At 72.7% G+C, this 17,373-nt stretch carries 14 protein-coding genes and 2 pseudogenes; 7 read left to right on the top strand and 9 right to left on the bottom strand.

The genetic code is table 11. The features are described 5' to 3' along the window. Nucleotides 1-281: 281 nt before the first annotated feature. Entirely contained in the window at nucleotides 282-1,187 is a 906-nt protein-coding gene (locus ACX25U_RS05275; protein WP_454389369.1) for a shikimate dehydrogenase, read from the bottom strand. Nucleotides 1,188-1,377: 190 nt separating this feature from the next. Between ACX25U_RS05275 and ACX25U_RS05280 the strand changes: the two genes are divergently transcribed. Together ACX25U_RS05280 and ACX25U_RS05285 are read left to right on the top strand one after the other, a co-directional pair. After that, nucleotides 1,378-2,043: a TetR/AcrR family transcriptional regulator gene (locus ACX25U_RS05280; RefSeq protein ID WP_454389370.1), complete on the top strand. Its 666-nt coding sequence runs from the start codon at nucleotides 1,378-1,380 to the stop codon at nucleotides 2,041-2,043. A gap of 140 nt (nucleotides 2,044-2,183) precedes the next feature. Beyond that, the gene (locus ACX25U_RS05285) at nucleotides 2,184-3,542 is read left to right on the top strand and encodes an MFS transporter (protein WP_454389371.1); all 1,359 of its coding nucleotides are present in this window, start codon (nucleotides 2,184-2,186) and stop codon (nucleotides 3,540-3,542) included. Between the two features lie 82 nt (nucleotides 3,543-3,624). On the opposite strand, the gene ACX25U_RS05290 is transcribed toward ACX25U_RS05285, so the two are convergent. Beyond that, on the bottom strand, nucleotides 3,625-4,086 hold the full coding sequence (locus ACX25U_RS05290) for a PPOX class F420-dependent oxidoreductase (protein ID WP_454389372.1): 462 nt from the start codon (nucleotides 4,084-4,086) through the stop codon (nucleotides 3,625-3,627). 75 nt (nucleotides 4,087-4,161) lie between these two features. Between ACX25U_RS05290 and ACX25U_RS05295 the strand changes: the two are divergent. Beyond that, nucleotides 4,162-4,299, top strand: a pseudogene (locus tag ACX25U_RS05295) (serine hydrolase); the annotation flags it as partial. Here the strand turns inward: ACX25U_RS05295 and ACX25U_RS05300 are convergent. Both ACX25U_RS05300 and ribA read right to left on the bottom strand, forming a co-directional pair. Next, nucleotides 4,289-5,326: a saccharopine dehydrogenase gene (locus tag ACX25U_RS05300; RefSeq protein ID WP_454389373.1), complete on the bottom strand. Its 1,038-nt coding sequence runs from the start codon at nucleotides 5,324-5,326 to the stop codon at nucleotides 4,289-4,291. The pseudogene ACX25U_RS05295 and the gene ACX25U_RS05300 overlap by 11 nt on opposite strands. Nucleotides 5,327-5,390: 64 nt before the next feature. Then, a complete protein-coding gene (ribA, locus tag ACX25U_RS05305) occupies nucleotides 5,391-6,050 on the bottom strand; it encodes a GTP cyclohydrolase II (RefSeq protein WP_454389374.1) in 660 nt (219 codons plus the stop codon). 38 nt (nucleotides 6,051-6,088) lie between these two features. Here ribA and ACX25U_RS05310 point away from each other — a divergent pair, with 38 nt between their 5' ends. After that, nucleotides 6,089-6,871 carry a creatininase family protein gene (locus ACX25U_RS05310; RefSeq protein ID WP_454389375.1) on the top strand — a complete coding sequence of 261 codons (783 nt, stop codon included), beginning with the start codon at nucleotides 6,089-6,091 and terminating at the stop codon, nucleotides 6,869-6,871. Between the two features lie 167 nt (nucleotides 6,872-7,038). Here ACX25U_RS05310 and ACX25U_RS05315 read toward each other — a convergent pair. The 5 genes and pseudogenes from ACX25U_RS05315 to ACX25U_RS05335 all read right to left on the bottom strand — a co-directional run. Next, a pseudogene (locus ACX25U_RS05315) lies at nucleotides 7,039-7,965 on the bottom strand (lysylphosphatidylglycerol synthase transmembrane domain-containing protein); the annotation flags it as partial. Continuing rightward, a complete protein-coding gene (locus tag ACX25U_RS05320; RefSeq protein WP_454394103.1) occupies nucleotides 7,962-8,999 on the bottom strand; it encodes a trans-aconitate methyltransferase in 1,038 nt (345 codons plus the stop codon). The pseudogene ACX25U_RS05315 and the gene ACX25U_RS05320, both read right to left, overlap by 4 nt. 185 nt (nucleotides 9,000-9,184) lie before the next feature. Further along, on the bottom strand, nucleotides 9,185-10,378 hold the full coding sequence (locus ACX25U_RS05325) for a glycosyltransferase family 4 protein (protein ID WP_454389376.1): 1,194 nt from the start codon (nucleotides 10,376-10,378) through the stop codon (nucleotides 9,185-9,187). Next, nucleotides 10,375-10,773, bottom strand: a complete 399-nt coding sequence (locus tag ACX25U_RS05330; protein WP_454389377.1) for a 6-pyruvoyl trahydropterin synthase family protein — start codon at nucleotides 10,771-10,773, stop codon at nucleotides 10,375-10,377. Before ACX25U_RS05330 ends, ACX25U_RS05325 begins: the two co-directional genes overlap by 4 nt. A 100-nt stretch (nucleotides 10,774-10,873) precedes the next feature. After that, nucleotides 10,874-11,908, bottom strand: a complete 1,035-nt coding sequence (locus ACX25U_RS05335; protein WP_454389378.1) for a zinc-dependent alcohol dehydrogenase — start codon at nucleotides 11,906-11,908, stop codon at nucleotides 10,874-10,876. 110 nt (nucleotides 11,909-12,018) lie between these two features. Between ACX25U_RS05335 and ACX25U_RS05340 the strand changes: the two genes are divergently transcribed. From ACX25U_RS05340 to ACX25U_RS05350, 3 genes are all read left to right on the top strand, one after another. Continuing rightward, nucleotides 12,019-12,849 carry a CDP-alcohol phosphatidyltransferase family protein gene (locus ACX25U_RS05340; RefSeq protein ID WP_454389379.1) on the top strand — a complete coding sequence of 277 codons (831 nt, stop codon included), beginning with the start codon at nucleotides 12,019-12,021 and terminating at the stop codon, nucleotides 12,847-12,849. 216 nt (nucleotides 12,850-13,065) lie between these two features. Beyond that, complete coding sequence (locus ACX25U_RS05345) at nucleotides 13,066-14,367, top strand: serine/threonine-protein kinase (protein WP_454389380.1); 1,302 nt, start codon at nucleotides 13,066-13,068, stop codon at nucleotides 14,365-14,367. 115 nt (nucleotides 14,368-14,482) lie between these two features. After that, nucleotides 14,483-17,365, top strand: coding sequence for an SNF2-related protein (locus ACX25U_RS05350; protein ID WP_454389381.1), 2,883 nt, complete (start codon nucleotides 14,483-14,485; stop codon nucleotides 17,363-17,365). The last annotated feature ends 8 nt before the right edge of the window (nucleotides 17,366-17,373 follow it).

The following is a 17,373-nucleotide window of genomic DNA, read 5'->3' on the forward strand; positions in this document are numbered from 1 at the left end:
GCTCGCCACCGGGCACTTACCCGGTGCTCCACCCTTCAGGGCGAGGGTGAGGGGCACCCTGCCCCGTATGGTCTGGAGGGCCGCAGCCGCACGGCTGGGATTGCTTCATCCGGCGACGGAGTCGTCGGATCTACCGCCGGGCGGGCGGAAAGTGACGCCTGTGGAGGCCCCCGTGAGACCGATCTCCCCGGAGAGCGGCAAGGACCGGTGAAGCAGGAACCCGAGGTGGCACCGCGTAGCGGTGCGGACCGGAATCTCCTGTCCCCGGGCAGGGGAGGGCGTCAGTGCCGTGCCGCGATCGCGTCGCCCGCGGGCTCGGCGGCGTCGGCGATCTCGGCGATCCCGGCGATGTCGGCGACCATCCGTGCGCTGTCGGGTTCCCGCCCGGTGAACAGCCGGAACGCGTCGGCGGCCTGGAAGGCTGCCATGCCGCCGCCGTCGAGCGTGGCGCAGCCGAGCGCCCGTGCGGTGCGCAGCAGCTCGGTCTCCAGGGGGCGGTAGACCACCTCGGCGACCCACAGGCCGGGGTGCAGCAGCTCGGCCGGGAAGGGCAGGCCGGGGTGGGCGGCCATGCCGGTGGGGGTGGCGTGCACGAGGCCGTCGGCCCGGGTCAGCAGGTCCGGAAGCGCGTCGGGGGCCGCGGCGGCGGCGCGGTCCGCGCCGAAGTGGCGGCCCAGGGAGTCGGCGAGCGCGGCGGCCCGCTCGGGCAGTGCGTCGACGACGGTGACCCGCCCGGTCCCGAGCGTCAGGGTGGCGTGGGCGACGGCGGCGCCGGCGCCGCCCGCGCCGAGCTGCACCACGCGCTCCAGCGGGGCGTCGGGCAGGCCGCGCGCGAAGGAGGCGGCGAAGCCGGTGACGTCGGTGTTGTGGCCGGTGGCCCGGCCTCCTTCGAAGACGACGGTGTTGACCGCGCCGAGCGCTTCGGCCTGCGGGGAGAGGGCGTCCAGGTGTTCCAGGACGAGCTGCTTGCAGGGGTGGGTGATGTTGAGCCCGTCGAAGCCGAGGTCGCGGGCGGAGCGCACCAGGTCGCCGACCGCCTCGGGCGGGACGCCGAGGGTGTCGATGTCGATGAGCCGGTACAGCAGGCGCAGGCCCTGCCGGTCGGCCTCCCGCTCGTGCAGTGCCGGACTGAACGACGGGCCGATGCCGGAACCGATCAGTCCGACGAGATACGAGTCCTTGGCCACCGGGGTCCTCCTGAGCAGGTTCTGCTGGTCCTAATGTACGAACCGGTACGTTAGCTATATCAGCCCTTCCGTCTGTTCGGGAAGTCCCCGGCGGTGAACCCCGGCCGGGATCGACACCCCGGCCGGCGGCCCGGACCCCTGCTTCTACAATCACGAGCCAGGTACGCGCCCCCACGCCCGAAGGACCGTGATGACCAGCGTCGAGGAACCGGCACGACCCCGCGGGCGGATCCGTGACGCCGCACGCACCAAGGCCGAGATCCTCGACGTGGCCACGCGGGAGTTCGCCCGGGCCGGCTACGACGGGGCCCGCGTGGACGAGATCGCCGCACGCACCCGCACCACGAAGCGGATGATCTACTACTACTTCGGCGGCAAGGAACAGCTGTTCACGGCCGTGCTGGAGCGGGCCTACGGGGTGATCCGCGACGCCGAGCAGCAGCTGGACGTCGAGCACCTGGACCCGGTCGCGGCCATCCGGCGCCTGGCGGAGCTGACCTTCGACCACCACGAGCAGCACCCCGACTTCATCCGCCTGGTGAGCATCGAGAACATCCACGAGGCGGAGCACATCGCGGCCTCCGAGAAGCTGACGGCGATCGGCTCCCCGGCGCTGGACGTGATCCGCCGGATCCTCGCCTCCGGGCAGGAGTCCGGCCTGTTCACGGCCGACGTGGACGCCGTCGACCTGCACGCGATGATCAGCTCGTTCTGCTTCTTCCGGGTCGCCAACCGGCACACCTTCGGCGCCCTGTTCGGCCGCGATCTGGTCGACCCCGCCCGGCGCCGGCACTACCGCGCCATGCTGGGCGACATGGTCATCGCCTACCTGACGGCGGAGCGCGCGGAGGGCTGAACACCGGCCCGGATATCAGGCCGCCGGGCCGTGCGCCACCCCTTGACAGAATGGGAACACGGCTGCAGCATCCCTGCGCAACCACTGCTAACTAACCAGTGGGTTAATTATCTGGCTCGTGCCCTTGAAGGAGCCCCTCCGTGTCCGTCCCCGCCCCGCCCCCCGACGCCGCCACCCCGGCCGGCCAGCCGAAGAAGGCCGCCGCGGCCGCCTGGATCGGCAGCGCACTCGAGTACTACGACTTCTTCATCTACGGCAGCGCGGCCGCACTGATCTTCCCGAAGGTCTTCTTCGACTCCTCCGACCCGGCCACCGCGACCCTGCTGTCCCTGGCCACCTTCGGTGTCGCCTACGCCGCCCGCCCGGTCGGCGCGCTGTTCCTCGGTCACTTCGGCGACCGGCTGGGCCGCAAGAAGATCATGATCTTCACGCTGATGCTGATGGGCGTGTCGACGTTCCTGATCGGCTGTCTGCCCACCCGTGAACAGGTCGGCACACTCGCCCCGGTGCTGCTGGTGCTGTGCCGTGTGCTGCAGGGCATCTCCGCGGCCGGTGAGCAGGCCAGCGCCAGTTCGATGAGCCTGGAACACGCACCGGAGCACCGACGGGGCTTCTTCAGCAGTTTCACGCTCAGCGGCACTCAGGGCGGGCAGCTCATCGCCACGCTCGTGTTCATCCCGATCGCCGCGCTGCCCGAGAAGCAGTTGCTGTCCTGGGGCTGGCGGGTGCCGTTCTGGGCGAGTGTCCTGGTCGCCGTCGTCGCCTACCTGATCCGCCGCAGGCTGGACGAGACGCCGGCGTTCGCACAGCAGGCGGCCGGCGAGGGAGTGGTGAAGCTGCCGCTGGCCGTGCTGCTGCGCGAGCACTGGGCGGATGTGCTGCGGGTGATCGCGGGCGCGCTGGTCGCCTCGGTGAGCACCATCTTCACGGTGTGGGCGCTGGCGTACGCGACCAGTGACGCGGTCGGCATGTCCCGCTCGTCGATGCTGTGGGTCGGCGCGCTCGCCAACGTCGTCGCACTGGGCGCGATCCCGCTGTGGGCCACCCTGTCGGACCGTATCGGCCGGCGCCCGGTGTACCTGGTCGGCGCGGTGGGCAGCGCGGTGACCATGTTCCTGTACCTGTGGGCGATCTCCACGGGCTCCTACCCGCTGACGCTGCTCCTCGGGATCGTCACCTTCGGTGTCGTCTACAGCGCCGCGAACGGTGTGTGGCCCGCCTTCTACGGCGAGATGTTCTCCACCCGGGTCCGGCTGTCGGGCATGGCGATCGGTACCCAGATCGGCTTCGCGGTGGCCGGCTTCGCGGTCACCTTCGCCGCCGAGATCGCCGGCCCGGACGGCACCGGCTGGTCGGCGGTGGCCCTGTTCACGGCGGCCCTCTGCGTCCCGCCGGTGATCGCCGCCCTCTCGGCCCGCGAGACCCACAAGGTCCCGACGGAACTGCTCGGCGAGCGCGGCGGCCGGCGGTCGTCACAGCCGGAGACGGTCTCGGCCTGACCCTCGCCCGCAGACACCTGTCCCGCACCCGCGGCCCACGTCAGGGCCGCGGGTGCGGCGGTTCGTACGGTGTGCCCGCGCCTCAGCCGTCGCCCGCGCCCTTCGGGATGCCGTACGCCCGCTCCACTTTCAGCCGCAGCACCAGGCGCCGGTCGCGGACCATCGCGGCGCGGAAGTCGTCCCAGTCGGGGTGTTCGCCGTTGACGTCACGGTAGAGGCGGACCAGTTCCTCGACCGTCTCGTCGTGCGGGTCCTTCGCGACCGGTGAGAGGTCGGCGGTGCCCTCGGCGACCGTGTAGGCGCGGCGGTCCGGGCTCGTGACGTGGTACGAGGCACGCGGGTCCCGGCGCAGATTGCGGGTCTTGGCGCGGTCGTCGGTGATCGAGACGCGGATGACCCGCTCGTCCGGACGGTAGGCGTGGCTGACGTTCGACAGCTGGGGCCGTCCGTCCCGCTTGAGGGTCACCAGCACTCCGCCGTGCACCTCGGAGAGCAGCGTGAGCAGGGCGTCCTGTGCGGGGTCGTGCACTGTGTCCTGAGTCATACTCCGGTCAACCCTCCCGGCCCGGGCGCGCATTCCGCCGGCCACGCGACCATGGGGTCTCAGAGGGTGCGGGGCGGGGTGGCGACGACGACGTTCCGGGTGGACCCGAGCCGCGACCTGACCTTCCGGTTCATGACCCAGGTCCGCCCGAAGAGCTCGCTCAGGATCCACCCGGAGCTGAAACGGCTGGTGCACGAGGCGGTCAGGGGCTGAGCTCCCGGCAGGCCCGGTGGAAGGTGTCCAGGCAGCGGCCCCACGCCCCGCCCACCCCGTAGTCCAGCAGGAGGGGCAGCAGGGCGGCGGAGAAGTCGGTGCTGGACTCGCGGGGCAGCAGCGAGGGCAGGTTGTCGATGGCGATGAGGTCCAGCGGGGGCTCCTTGCGCAGGCGGCGCACCGGCTCGGCCCAGTCGGTGGTGCGGTCGTAGACCGGCAGCACGTTCAGCGGGGAACCCACGTCGCAGGTGACGTCGCACAGCGTGCGCAGCCGGCGGGCCGGGTCGTCGAGGTCCTCCTCCCGCAGGAAGGGCGGGACCGGACTGGTGGCGAGGACCGCGTTCACCATCACGTCGTGGTCCTTCAGGGCACGGTGGTCCAGGTCGCGGGTCTCGGCGAGGTCCCAGCAGGTCGGGTCGGTCCCGGCGGCGGCGAAGCCGACCCGGGCGCCCCGGCCGCTGCGGCCCAGGGCGCCGATCACCAGCGCCGTGAAGTCCTCGTCCCCGGCGGCGGGCCGCAGCGTCTCGTCCAGCTCCTCCTTCGAGGTGGGCGTCAGCGGCGCCACCAGCCGGCCGCGCTGCTGGAGCACCGCCAGGGCGGCGCCCAGATAGCCGGCCCAGAAGCCGAAGGCGACGAGCCGGCGCCCGCTGTCGTCCACCAGGTACTCCAGGTCGAGCAGCGCCCCTCCCCCGGCGACGAACCGCCGCAGCAGCTCGGCCGCCCCGGGCTGCCGCTTGTAGGCGTGCCCGAAGTAGATGTGGCGGTGGTGCAACTCGACCGGTTCGTCGGGGAGTTCCTTCAAACCGACGACGACCGCGTCCGGGGGCGCCGACACCCACGAGCCCGCGTCCGCCGTGCGGCAGCCGGCCGCCTCGTACTCCTCGACGGGGAAGATCCGCTGCGGGGACCTCTCGACGGTGAGCGTCACGCCCGCCTCGACCAGGCGCCGGGCGTCGGAGGGCACGATCGGGGTGCGGCGCTCGGTCGTACGGACCTCGTGGCGCAGCCACAGGTGCAGCTCGGTCATACCCACGAAGGGTACGCGGCCCGGGTAGGGGTCGCCTGCGACCGCGCCGACCCGGGTCCCCGCGTCAGGACAGGTGGGCCACCGCGTCCAGGTGGGGCAGGTGGTGGTCCAGCCGCTCCCGCTTGGTGCGCAGGTAGGTGATGTTGTTCTCGCACGGCGGGATCAGCAGCGGAACCTGCTCGGCCACCTGGATGCCGTGCCGCACCAGCGACTCGTGCTTGCGCGGGTTGTTGGACATCAGCCGCACCGAGCGCACGCCCAGGTCGCGCAGGATGCCGGCGGCGACGCCGTAGTCGCGGGCGTCCACGGGCAGGCCGAGGGCGAGGTTGGCCTCGACGGTGTCCAGGCCCTCCGCCTGCAGGGCCATCGCCCGCAACTTGGCGAGCAGACCTATGCCCCGGCCCTCATGCCCTCTCAAGTAGACGACGATGCCGCCGCCTTCGGCGACGACGGCGCGCAGGGCCGCGGCGAGCTGGTCGCCGCACTCGCAGTGCTGCGAGCCGAAGGCGTCCCCGGTCAGGCACTCCGAGTGCAGCCGGACCAGAACCCGGTCGGTGCCGATGTCCCCGTGGACCAGGGCCACTTGTTCGTCACCGCGGTCGTGGTCCATGTAGCCGACCGCCTCGAATTTCCCGTACACGGTGGGCAGAGGGGCATTCACGACGCGCTCCACGCCCGTGCGCCGGGGGGACTTCTTGCCGAGTACGCCGAGGTTTTCTGTCATGATCTGGATCCTAAACAGAGACGAAAGGCCGGAAAACAATGAGTGGTTCGGGAACGCGGCCGACGGCATATGGTGTGTTGCCGGCGGACACGACGCAAGACGTACGGACGCGGGGAGCGGACCTCTCACGACAGGTGGCGGTCCTGCCGGTGGGCAGTTTCGAGCAGCACGGCCCGTTCCTTCCGCTGGCGACCGACACGCTGATCGCCTGTGCCGTCGCCCGCCGGATCGCCGACGCGTACCCGGTGCACCTCCTCCCACCGGTGACGATCTCGTGCTCGCACGAGCACGCGGCCTGGCCGGGGACCGTCAGCATCTCTTCCGTGACCCTCCATTCGGTGGTGCGGGACATCGCGGACTCACTGCGCCGCTCCGGTGTCGAGGCCCTGGTGGTCGTCAACGGTCACGGCGGAAACTACGTACTGGGCAACGTGGTTCAGGAGTCCTCCGCGCACGGTGGGCGCATCGCGCTGTTCCCGGCCGTGGAGGACTGGGAGACGGCCCTCGAGCGGGCCGGGGTGCGCACCTCTCTGCTCACCGACATGCACGCGGGGGAAATCGAGACCTCCATTCTTCTGCACGCTCATCCGGAAATGGTCCGCGCCGGATACGAGGGCGCCGACCGTGTGGCGGACGACCGCCGTCATCTGCTCACCGCCGGAATGTCCGCCTATACCGAATCGGGCGTCATCGGCCGTCCTTCCCTGGGCTCCGCGGAAAAGGGGAAGGAACTGCTGGACAGCCTCACGGCTTCCTTCGCCCCGTATTTCTCGCTGCTCACGTCGGAGGACGGGAAACTGCCGGAGAGCGGGCGCGGGTAGTCGCCGTCGGGTGCGCCGTGGGAGGCCCGGTCGGGTCCCGGGGCCGTTTCGGCGGTGCGGGACCCGGCGCGCATCCCCGTGTACCAGCGGGCGACGAGGACGAGCGCGCCCGGCAGGCTGGCCACGAAGCTCAGCACCCCGTACACCACGGCCACGGCCAGTCCGGTGCTCGCGCCGAGCCCGGCCGCGCCGAACGCCCAGGCGGTGGCGCCTTCGCGGGGGCCGAACCCGCCGACGTTCAGCGGCAGTCCCATGGCGAGCAGCGCGAGGACCGCGAGCGGCAGCAGAACGAGCACCGGGCTGGTGGAGCCGGCGACGTGCGCGGCGACCACGAACATCGCGAGGTGCCCGGCCAGGACGACCAGCGAGGAGAGGGCGACGCCCGGCCCGTTGCGGCGGGACAGCAGTCCCTCGCGTGCCTCGCCGAGGGTACGGCGCAGGGCCCGGCCCCGGCGGGAGGGCGCCCGGTTCATGCGCAGGGCGAGGAAGACGGCGAACGCGCCGACGGCCGCGAGGGCGAGCGGCGGCGCGAGGTGCCGGGTCTCGTCGCGCACCGGCGACGGCAGGGTGAGCAGCACGGCGACACCGGTGACGGCGAGGGCGACCTGCCCGGCGACCCGTTCCAGGACCACGGTCCGCACGCCGCGTCCCATGTCACCGGCGCTCTGCCCGTGCCGCACCGCCCGGTGCACATCACCCAGTACCCCGCCGGGCAGCGCCGCGTTCAGGAACAGCGCACGGTAGTAGTCGGCCACGGCCGGGCCGAGCGGCAGCCGGATGCGCAGACCGCGGGCCACCAACTGCCAGCGCCAGGCGCTGAACACGGTGGTGACCAGGCCGATGCCCAGTGCCGTGAGCAGCGTGGGCGTGTCGATCCGGCGCAGCCCCTCCAGGAAGACGCCCGTGCCCAGCCGCCACACCAGGACGGCGAGGATGGCGACTCCGGCGACGGTGCCGAAGTGGGTGCGCACGGCCGGGGTGTTGAGACGGGAGAGCAGCGCGAGCAGCGTACGCCCGCGGCCGGACGTGCCGGTGGCACCGGATTCTCTCGCGTCGGCGCGCACGAGGGGCACGTCCACCGTCTGCACGCTCATGCGGCACCGCCGGTCGGCCGGGACAGCGCCAGCAGGTCGCTGTGGTGGACGACGACCCGCAACTCCCCGGCGGCGCAGGCCTCCAGGCGCTCGGCGAGGTAGCGGTCGGCGCGCGGCTTCAGTTCGGGACGCTGTTCGACGGCCGCGCCGACCCAGCCGCGCAGCCACTGGGCGGTCAGTTCGCGCTGGTCGGGGCCGAGCCGCCAGGGGCTCGGGTGTGTCCGTACGGTGGCGCCGTGCGCGGCGAAGGCCTCGCAGGCCACGTCGACCGCGTCGGGGCCGAGCAGGCCGGTGCGGCGCTGGTGGGCGTTGAACGCCTCGGTGATCTCGGCGTCCAGCGGGTCGGCCGGGGTGATCTCGACCCGGCCCGCCACCGACAGGGTCAGCAGCGCCGGGCAGCCGGCTCCGGCGCAGGCGGCGGCGAGGGTGTCGACCTCCTCGCGGGTGAGCACGTCCAGCAGGGCGGAAGCCGTCACCAGCGAGGCGCCGACCAGGGCGTCCGGGGTCAGCCGGGCCACGTCGCCGCGCCGTGTCTCCACGGTGACCCGGCTGCCGTCGGCGGCGGCGCGCGGGGAGGCGACGGCGGCGAAGTGCAGCAGGTAGGGGTCGCGGTCGTGCAGGATCCAGTGCTGGGCGCCGTCCAGCCGGGGGGCGAGCCAGCGGCCCATCGAGCCGGTGCCGCAGCCGAGGTCGTGCACGACGAGTCCGCCGTGCCGGCCCGGCAGGTTGGCGAGCCTGATCCGCAGCGGATCGAGCAGGTCGGTCGCCCGCGCGGCGGCGTCGGCCACCTCCCTGAGCTGCAGCCACTCGGGGGCGTACCGGGGCGGCTCCTCGGTCTCGCCCTCCCGGAGCCGCACGGTGGTCCGCTCCCCGGGCCGCTGCGCGGGCCCGGCGCCCGGGATCACCTCCGGGTCCCCGGAACCGGCGCCGACCACGATGTGGGGCTCGCGGCCGGCGCCGGGGACTGTGGGGTGGGGCGCCGGGGAGGCGGTGCTCTGCGGGGTGTGCTGCGGGAGAACGGTGACTTCGGCCATGGCCGGCGGTTCCTTTCCTGCGGTCCGGGGCACCACCGGGGCCGGCTGTCCCGGAGCGGCCGTACCTGCCGTCTCCGTCGCGTCACGCCGCACACCGCCCGCCGCCTCCGCGGCGTCGCGCGGGCCCGGCTGGGACGGGATTCCGCCGGTCGGGCGGTCGGTCCCCGTGGAGGTCGTCGTCTTCCTCATGCCGCCCTCCGGGGTTCCTCCGGCAGTCGGCCGAGGACGCCGGCCAGGCTGCGGGCGGTGTTCGCCCAGCCGTCGAGCGCGGCGCGGCGGCCCCGGGCGGCGGCCTTGAGGCGGCGGCGTACGTCGGCCTCGCCGAACCAGCCGCGCAGTTCGGCGGCGAGGGCGGCGGGGTCCTCCGGCGGTACGAGGATGCCGGGCACGCCCCCGTCGGGGGCGCGACCGACCGCCTCGGGGACGCCGCCGACATCCGTGGCGAGCACGGGGATGCCGCGCGCCAGGGCCTCGGTGACCGCCATGCCGTACGTCTCGGCGTAGGAGGCGAGGACCATGAGGTCGGCGGCGGCGTAGCTGGCGTCGAGTTCGGCTCCGGCCTGCGGTCCGGCCAGGTGGAAACGGTCCTGCAGGCCGTACTTCCCGATCAGGTCGCGCAACTCGGCGACATAGGCCGGTTCCTGGGTGAGCGCGCCGACGCAGGTGCAGGTCCACGGCAGGTCGGTGACCGCGGCCAGCGCCTCCACCAGCCGGTGCTGCCCCTTGCGCGGGGTGACCGCGGCGACGCACAGCAGCCGCGAGACCCCGTCGGTGCCGGGGGCGAGCGGCGCGATGTCGGCGCCGGGGGTGGCGACGTGCACCCGGTCGGGGGCGAGCCCGTGGTGGGAGACGAGCCGGCGGACGGCCCAGTCGCTGGTGGCGACGACGGCGGGCACCGCCCGCAGCACCTCGCGTTCGCGCGCGTCCAGCTCCGCCGCCACGGCCGGGTCGAGCCCGGTCTCGTCACCGAGCGGCAGGTGCACGAGGACGGCCATGCGCAGCCGCTCGGTCTCCGGTACGACGATCTCGGGGACGCCGCAGGCGACCAGCCCGTCGAGGAGGACGACGGCGCCGTCCGGCAACTCCCGTAGAACGCGAGCGAGTTCACTGCGGGCCTGGGCTCCCGGCCGGGGCCAGTGGCCGTCCACGGCGTACGGCTGGACCTGCCAGCCGAAGCCGGGCAGGTCGAGGGTGACGCGGCGGTCGTAGGCGTTGCCGCCGCTCGGCGTGGCCGGGTCGTCGACACCGCCCGGCAGGACGAAGTGCACGGTGCGCAGGGACATGGGGATGATCCCGAAGTTCTCCGAAGTCGTGCGCTGGGCGGGCACGTAGGCGAGGGACGGGCCCCGGCGGATGGTCGTGGCGGTCGGCTCGGTCACAGCGCACGCTCGTAACTCGCCCACGCGATGTGCGACTCGTGGAGCGTGACGGTGAGGCCGGCCAGGCCCTTGGCGTTCTCACCCAGGGCGCCCTTGTGGACGCGCTCGGCGAGCCGGTCGGCGATGACCTTGGCCAGGAACTCCGTGGAGGTGTTGATCCCGGCGAAGTCGGGTTCGCTGTCGAGGTTGCGGTAGTTCAGCTCGCTCACGACCGCGCCCAGCTCCTGCGTGGCCAGGCCGATGTCGACGACGATGTTGTCGTCGTCCAGCTGCTCGCGCCGGAAGGTGGCGTCCACGAGGAACGTGGCTCCGTGCAGCCGCTGCGCGGGCCCGAAGACCTCGCCACGGAAGCTGTGGGCGATCATGATGTGATCGCGGACGGTGATGCTGAACAACGGACGACCCTCCAGGTGCGGCGCGTCTGGTCCTCCGGCTGATCCCCGCCGGTGGATGCCGTGTAGTACGGCTCTCCGCTTCCCGTTGTTCAGTCGCTTCTCACTCTTTTCTGAGGTCAGACACCCCATGTCGTACCGCGTTGAACGAGCGGCCGCGGTCATTCGTGTACCTGACCCGATGGCACAGCGCCGGGATCTCCCCGGAGGCGAGCTTCGGCATGACCTCCGGCAGTTCCTCGAACGCGCTCTCCCCGGTGATGAGGGCGTCCAGCGCGGGGTCGGCGAGCAGGTCGAGGGCGAGGGCCAGCCGGTCGGCGTAGCCGCGGCCGGCGCGGCGGGCCGGGGAGACGGCGCCGACCTGGCTGCTGCGGATGACCAGCCGGCGGGAGTGGAAGGCCTCGCCGAGCGGGAGGGCGACGCGCCGGTCGCCGTACCAGCTCAGTTCGAGGACGGTGCCCTCGGCGGTGAGCAGTTCCAGCGCGCGGGTGAGTCCCTGCTCGGTGGCGCTGGCGTGCACGACGAGGTCGCACTCGCCGAGCGCGTCGGCGGGCAGCGCGAAGCCGACGCCGAGCGCGTCGGCGACCTCGGCGCGGGCGGGGTCGGCGTCCACCAACTGCACGCGCACGCCGGGGAACCGGGCCAGCAGGGCGGCCACCGAGCAGCCGACCATGCCCCCGCCGACCACGGCGATCCGGTCGCCGACCAGGGGGGCGGCGTCCCACAGCGCGTTGACGGCGGTCTCGACGGTGCCGGCGAGCACGGCCCGCCCGGCCGGCACGTTCTCCGGCACGCGGGTCACGGCGCTCGCCGGGACGACGTAGCGGCTCTGGTGCGGGTGGAGGCAGAAGACGGTCTGCCCGGCCAGCTCCCCAGGGCCCTCCTCCACCACACCGACGCTGAGGTAGCCGTACTTCACCGGCCCCGGGAAGTCGCCCTCCTGGAACGGCGCCCGCATGGCGGTGTGTTGGCTCTCGGGCACCTGTCCCCGGAACACCAGCGTCTCCGTGCCGCGGCTGACTCCGGAGTACAGCGCCCGGACGACCACGTCGCCCTCCGCCGGTTCCGGGAGGTCCACCTGGCGTATTTCGCCATGGCCCGGCGAGTTGAGCCAGAAGGCACGGGCGGAGCTTTTCATCAGGAGTCCTCCTGAACGATCGGGAAGTTGTTCACGTACCGAGGTGTGCACAGGCCGCGCACAACGTACGCGGCGATGATCGACTCTGTCACTCGGCCGGAGGGTGTTCCGTGGCCCTGAACAACCATTACGACGCGAGGCTGGTCCAGCAGGAGACCGCGGTGGGAGCGGGCGTACAGATCCTGTTGCTGGCCCTGCTCGGCACGGCGATCGGCATGGGACCGGCGGGCTGGGTGACCGGCCTGGTCTTCGCCATCGCAACCTGGGCGGTGCTCTCCCGGGCACTGCACCGGTCGCGGCTGCGCTCCTTCGGCGCGGCGAACCGGGTCACCCTGGGCCGGGCCACTCTCGTCGGCGGTGTGACGGCGCTGGTCGCGGACTCCTTCGTGAGCGCACCGCCGGTGTCGCTGCTGGTGGGCCTGACGGCGGTGGCGCTGATCCTGGACGGCGTGGACGGCAAGGTGGCCCGCCGCACGGGCACCTCCACCGCGCTCGGCGCCCGTTTCGACATGGAGGTCGACGCGTTCCTGATCCTGGTGCTCAGCGTGTACGTCTCGATGAGTCTCGGCCCGTGGGTGCTGCTGATCGGCGGCATGCGGTACGCCTTCGTCGCCGCCGCCCGCGTACTGCCCTGGCTGAACGCGCCGCTGCCGCCGAGCACCGCGCGCAAGACGGTCGCCGCGCTCCAGGGCGTCTGCCTGCTGCTGGCCGGCTCCGGCCTGCTGCCCCTGGTGGCCGACTTCGCTGTGGCGCTGGGGGCGTTGGGCCTGCTGGTGTGGTCGTTCGGACGGGACGTGCTGTGGCTGTGGCGGACGGAGCGGGTGCGGTCGGCTGCCGCCGCCGAGGCCGGCACGGTGCGGGAGGCCCCCGTCACGAAGCCCGTCGCGGCCCCCGTCGGGGAACCCGTCAAGGCGATGCTGGGGGCCGCGCGGGCGGCGTGACGTTCCGCGACGCGGGAGGGCCGGGCCCGGATCACGGGGGATGTGATCCGGGCCGTTTCCGTATCACACAACACACGCGACGCGGCGCGCGCCGACGTCCGACGGTGGGCCATCCACCCATTCGTGACCTCCCCTCCACCTGCATCCATTACGGTGACGACTGGCACACAATGCCGCTGATCAGCCGACCCGCCAGAACGGAACCCGAGGAAGCACGTGCCGACCACTCCGCTGAGTCCCGAGGACCCCGTTGCGTTGGGCGACTTCGAACTCCTGGGCCGGATCGGCCAGGGAGGCATGGGTCAGGTCTTCCTCGGGGAGTCACTGGGCGGCGAGCCGGCCGCAGTGAAGGTCATCAAGCCCTCGGTGGTGGACTCGCAGTCCCGGCAGCGGTTCGCGCAGGAGATCGAGGTGCTCAAGACCATCTGGGGTCCGCGCATCGCGGCCTTCCTGGGGGCCGACCCGGAAGCGGAGCGGCCGTGGCTGGCCACCGAGTACGTCGACGGACCGGACCTCGCCCGTCACGTGACGGAGCGCGGACCGCTCCCGTCGGTACTCGCCGCCGCGCTCGGTGCGATCCTCGCCGAGGCCCTGGCGGCCGTGCACACGCAGGGCCTGCTGCACCGCGACCTCAAACCGGCGAACATCCTCCTCGGCCCCAACGGCCCGAAGATCATCGACTTCGGCCTGGCCGCCTTCACCGAGTCGCACGTGTCACTCACCGCCCCCGACCAGGTGGTCGGCACCCCGGTCTGCATGGCCCCGGAGCAGGCGGCCGGTGAGAAGCCGCTGACGCCCGCCGTGGACGTCTACGCGCTCGGCGCGGTGCTGCTCTTCGCCTCGACCGGCCACTACCCGTACCAGGCGGCGACGCCCTACATGGTCTTCCACCTGGTCACCGACCCCGACGCGGCCCCGGACCTCTCCGACGCCCCCGCCGACCTGGTACCGCTGCTGACGGACATGCTCGCCCACCGCGCCCAGGACCGCCCGTCGCTGCACGAGGTCGTGCAGCGGTGCCGTGCGGCCGTCGAGGCCCACGGCCTGAAGATCGCCCAGGCGCGCCGCCGGCTCACCGCCCACACCGCGCGGCAGCACAGCCCGGCCGTGCCGCCGGCCGTACCCGCCTCGCCGGCCGCACCGTCGCCCACCGTGCCCTTCACGGCCCCCGCCACGGCGATCGCCCCGGCCGCCTCGACCGCTTCGACCGCTTCGACCGCGCAGGAGCCGTCGCCTCCCGCCGGTGACGTGACGCCGACGCCGATACCCATGCACCCGGCACCGCCCGTGGCCGCCAAGGCGACCGAACCCCCGGCACCCGCCCCGGCCGCACCCGGCGACACCACGCACGGCACCCACGGGGAGCACCCGGCGCCGGGCCGTCCCGCGACGTCACCCCGGCACCGCCAGGACCCGTCGCGCACCCTGCTCCACTCCGTCCAGGCCCGTAAAACGGCCGAGCGCATCCGGGCCGCGTACGCGGCGGGAGCACCGTTCGCCCCGAGCCGGACCGCCTGACCATGGCACGGCACCTCCCTTGCCCCGCGCCCTCCCCGGCCGCACGGTGGCACCACCGCCGAACCGGACGCAGCACCGCCCAGCACCTCGACATGACGATCCAGGAGGCATCCGAGTGACCGCCGACCTCGCAACGGCCCCCGCGACGAGCGACCAGGACGCCCAGTTCCCGCCGGGCGCCCAGATCCTCGTGCGCGACGAGGTGTGGCTGGTGCGCAACGCGACGCGGACCGAGCACGACGGCGCCCGCATCGAGGCCGTCGGCGCCTCGGACTTCGTGCGCGACCAGGAGGCGGTGTTCTTCACCGGTCTTGACCGGATCGAACTGCTCGACCCGCGGCGGACGCGCCTGGTGCGGGACGACTCGCCGAACTTCCGCCGCTCGCGCCTCTTCCTGGAGGCGGTCCTGCGCAAGACACCGCTGCCGCAGGCCGAGCGCGGCCTGGCGCTCGCGGACTCCTTCCTCCTGGACTCCCTCCCCTATCAGCAGCGTCCCGCCCAACTCGCCTTGTCGGGCCGCAACCTGCGCCCCCGCATGCTCATCGCGGACGTCGTCGGTCTCGGCAAGACCCTGGAGATCGGCCTCACCCTCGCCGAGCTGATCCGCCGCGGCCGCGGCGAGCGCATCCTCGTCGTCACCCCGCAGCACGTCCTGGAGCAGTTCCAGCACGAGCTGTGGACGCGGTTCGCGATCCCACTGGTGCGCCTGGACTCGGTGGGCATCGAGCGGATCCAGCGGGAGATCCCCGCGGGCCGCAACCCGTTCACGTACTTCAAGCGCGTCATCGTCTCCATCGACACGCTCAAGAACACCGACCAGTACAAGCACCACCTGGAGCGGATCACCTGGGACGCGGTCGTCATCGACGAGTCGCACAACCTCATCAACAAGGGCTCCCTGCGCAACCAGTTGGCCCGCACGCTGGCCCCGCACACCGACGCCCTCCTGCTGGCCTCCGCGACCCCGCACAACGGTGACGCCCGCTCCTTCGCCGAGCTGATCTCCCTGCTCGACCCGGCCGCGATCCGCGACCCGGAGCACTACCGCGCCGAGGACATCAAGCACCTGTTCATCCGCCGCACCAAGGTCAGCCCCGAGGTGCGCGAGCAGATGAAGGGCCAGTGGGCGGACCGCGGCCCCTCCCGCTCGATCCGGGTGACGGCCACGCCCGCCGAGGAGAAGATCTTCGAGGAGCTGGCCGCGGTCTGGCTGCCGTCCGACGGTTCCAAGTCGGTCAGTGACGTCCCCCTGTTCCCGTACACGCTGCTGAAGTCCTTCCTCTCCTCCCACGCGGCGCTGAAGGCCACGGTCACCACGCGCATCAAGACGCTGGAGAAGAAGGACGCCCCGGAGTCGACGGCCGCCGAACGCGCGGCCCTTCACCGGCTCCTGGAGCTGGCCTCGGGCATGACGGAGACGGACTCGGGCAAGTTCGGGGCCCTGCTGGAGCAACTGCGGGAGATCGGGGTCGGGCCGAAGTCCGACACCCGGGTCGTGGTCTTCTCCGAGCGGGTGCAGACCCTGGAGTGGCTGGCGCGGACCGTGCCGCAGGCCCTCGGGTTCAAGGGAAAGGCCGCCCAGGAGGCGGCCCGGGTCATGCACGGCGGCCTGTCCGACGAGCAGCAGATGCAGTGCGTGGAGGACTTCGGCCTCGCGGACACGCCCGTACGGATCCTGTTCACCGGCGACGTCGCCTCCGAGGGCGTCAACCTGCACCGCCAGTGCCACCAGCTCGTCCACTACGACGTGCCCTGGTCGCTCATCCGCATCGAGCAGCGCAACGGCCGCATCGACCGCTACGGGCAGGCGCACCAGCCGCAGTTCCGGGCGCTGATCCTGACCAGCGCGGTCGACGGAGCCAAGGACGACACGCTCGTCGCGGAACGCCTGCTGGAGCGCGAGGCCCAGGCCCACCAGTCGCTGGGTACGGCCGAGGCGGTGTCCGGCCTCTACCGGGCGGAGGCCGAGGAGAAGTCCCTCATCCAGGACCTGCTGCGGGGCCGCACCGTGGACGAGTCTCTGGACACAGACCGCACCTCTGGTGCCGGCCCCGACGAGGCCGTGGACGACTTCCTCGCCGACTTCTTCGGCGCCGTCAACGAGGAACCGGAGGAGGACGCCGCCACGGACGCGGGCGGCGGCGACGACACCGGGGCGGTGCCCAGGGCGCACGTGCCCCGCCTGTTCGCCTCCACCCGCGAGTTCCTGGACGAGGCGCTGCGCGAGGTCTACCCGGACGCCCACGACCGGCTGGACCTGTCCGCCGACCCCGAGACCGGCCTGCTCTCCTTCGTCCCGCCCTCCGACCTGGTCCACCGCCTCAAGGCGCTGCCCCCGGACTACGTCCGCGAGCAGGGCCTGCGCGACCGCCTGAAGGTCACCTTCAACCGGCGGCTCGCCGACCACAGCCTCACGCGTGCCCGTGCCTCGGCGACGTCCAGCTGGCCCGACATCTCCCTGCTGACCGACCTCCATCCGGTCATGGAGTGGCTCACGGACAAGGTCCTGGTCCGCCTGGACCGCCAGGAGGCCCCGGTGCTGACGGCCGACGTGTCCCGGCCCACGTACCTCGTCCAGGGCATCTACTCCAACGCGCTCGGCCGCCCGACCGTCGTCAAGTGGATGGCGGTCACCACGGACGGCGAGGTCGACGACGACATGGTGGCGGTACTGCGCCGCGCGAAGGTCGGCCCGACGATGGCGAACCCGGACCTCGCCCACGACACGACCCGCCTCGCCGAGGCGATCCCCGGCGTCCTGGACACCGCGGAGGCGTTCCTGGAGCAGCACCGCGAGGCGTGGGACGAACCGCTGAGGGCCCCCATCGAGGAGTACAAGACCCGCCTGGGCTCGTGGGAGCAGCCGACGCTGACGAGCGGCGGCTCCGCGCCCACCGGCACCCGCGAACGCCTCGCCTCCCTCGCGGACTCCCTCCTCACCACCGGCCGCCCGATGCTGCGCGTACTCGCCGTCCTCGCCCCGGCCCACGCCGCCTGACCGAATCA

The sequence above is a fragment of the Streptomyces sp. JNUCC 63 genome (genome assembly GCF_054366325.1).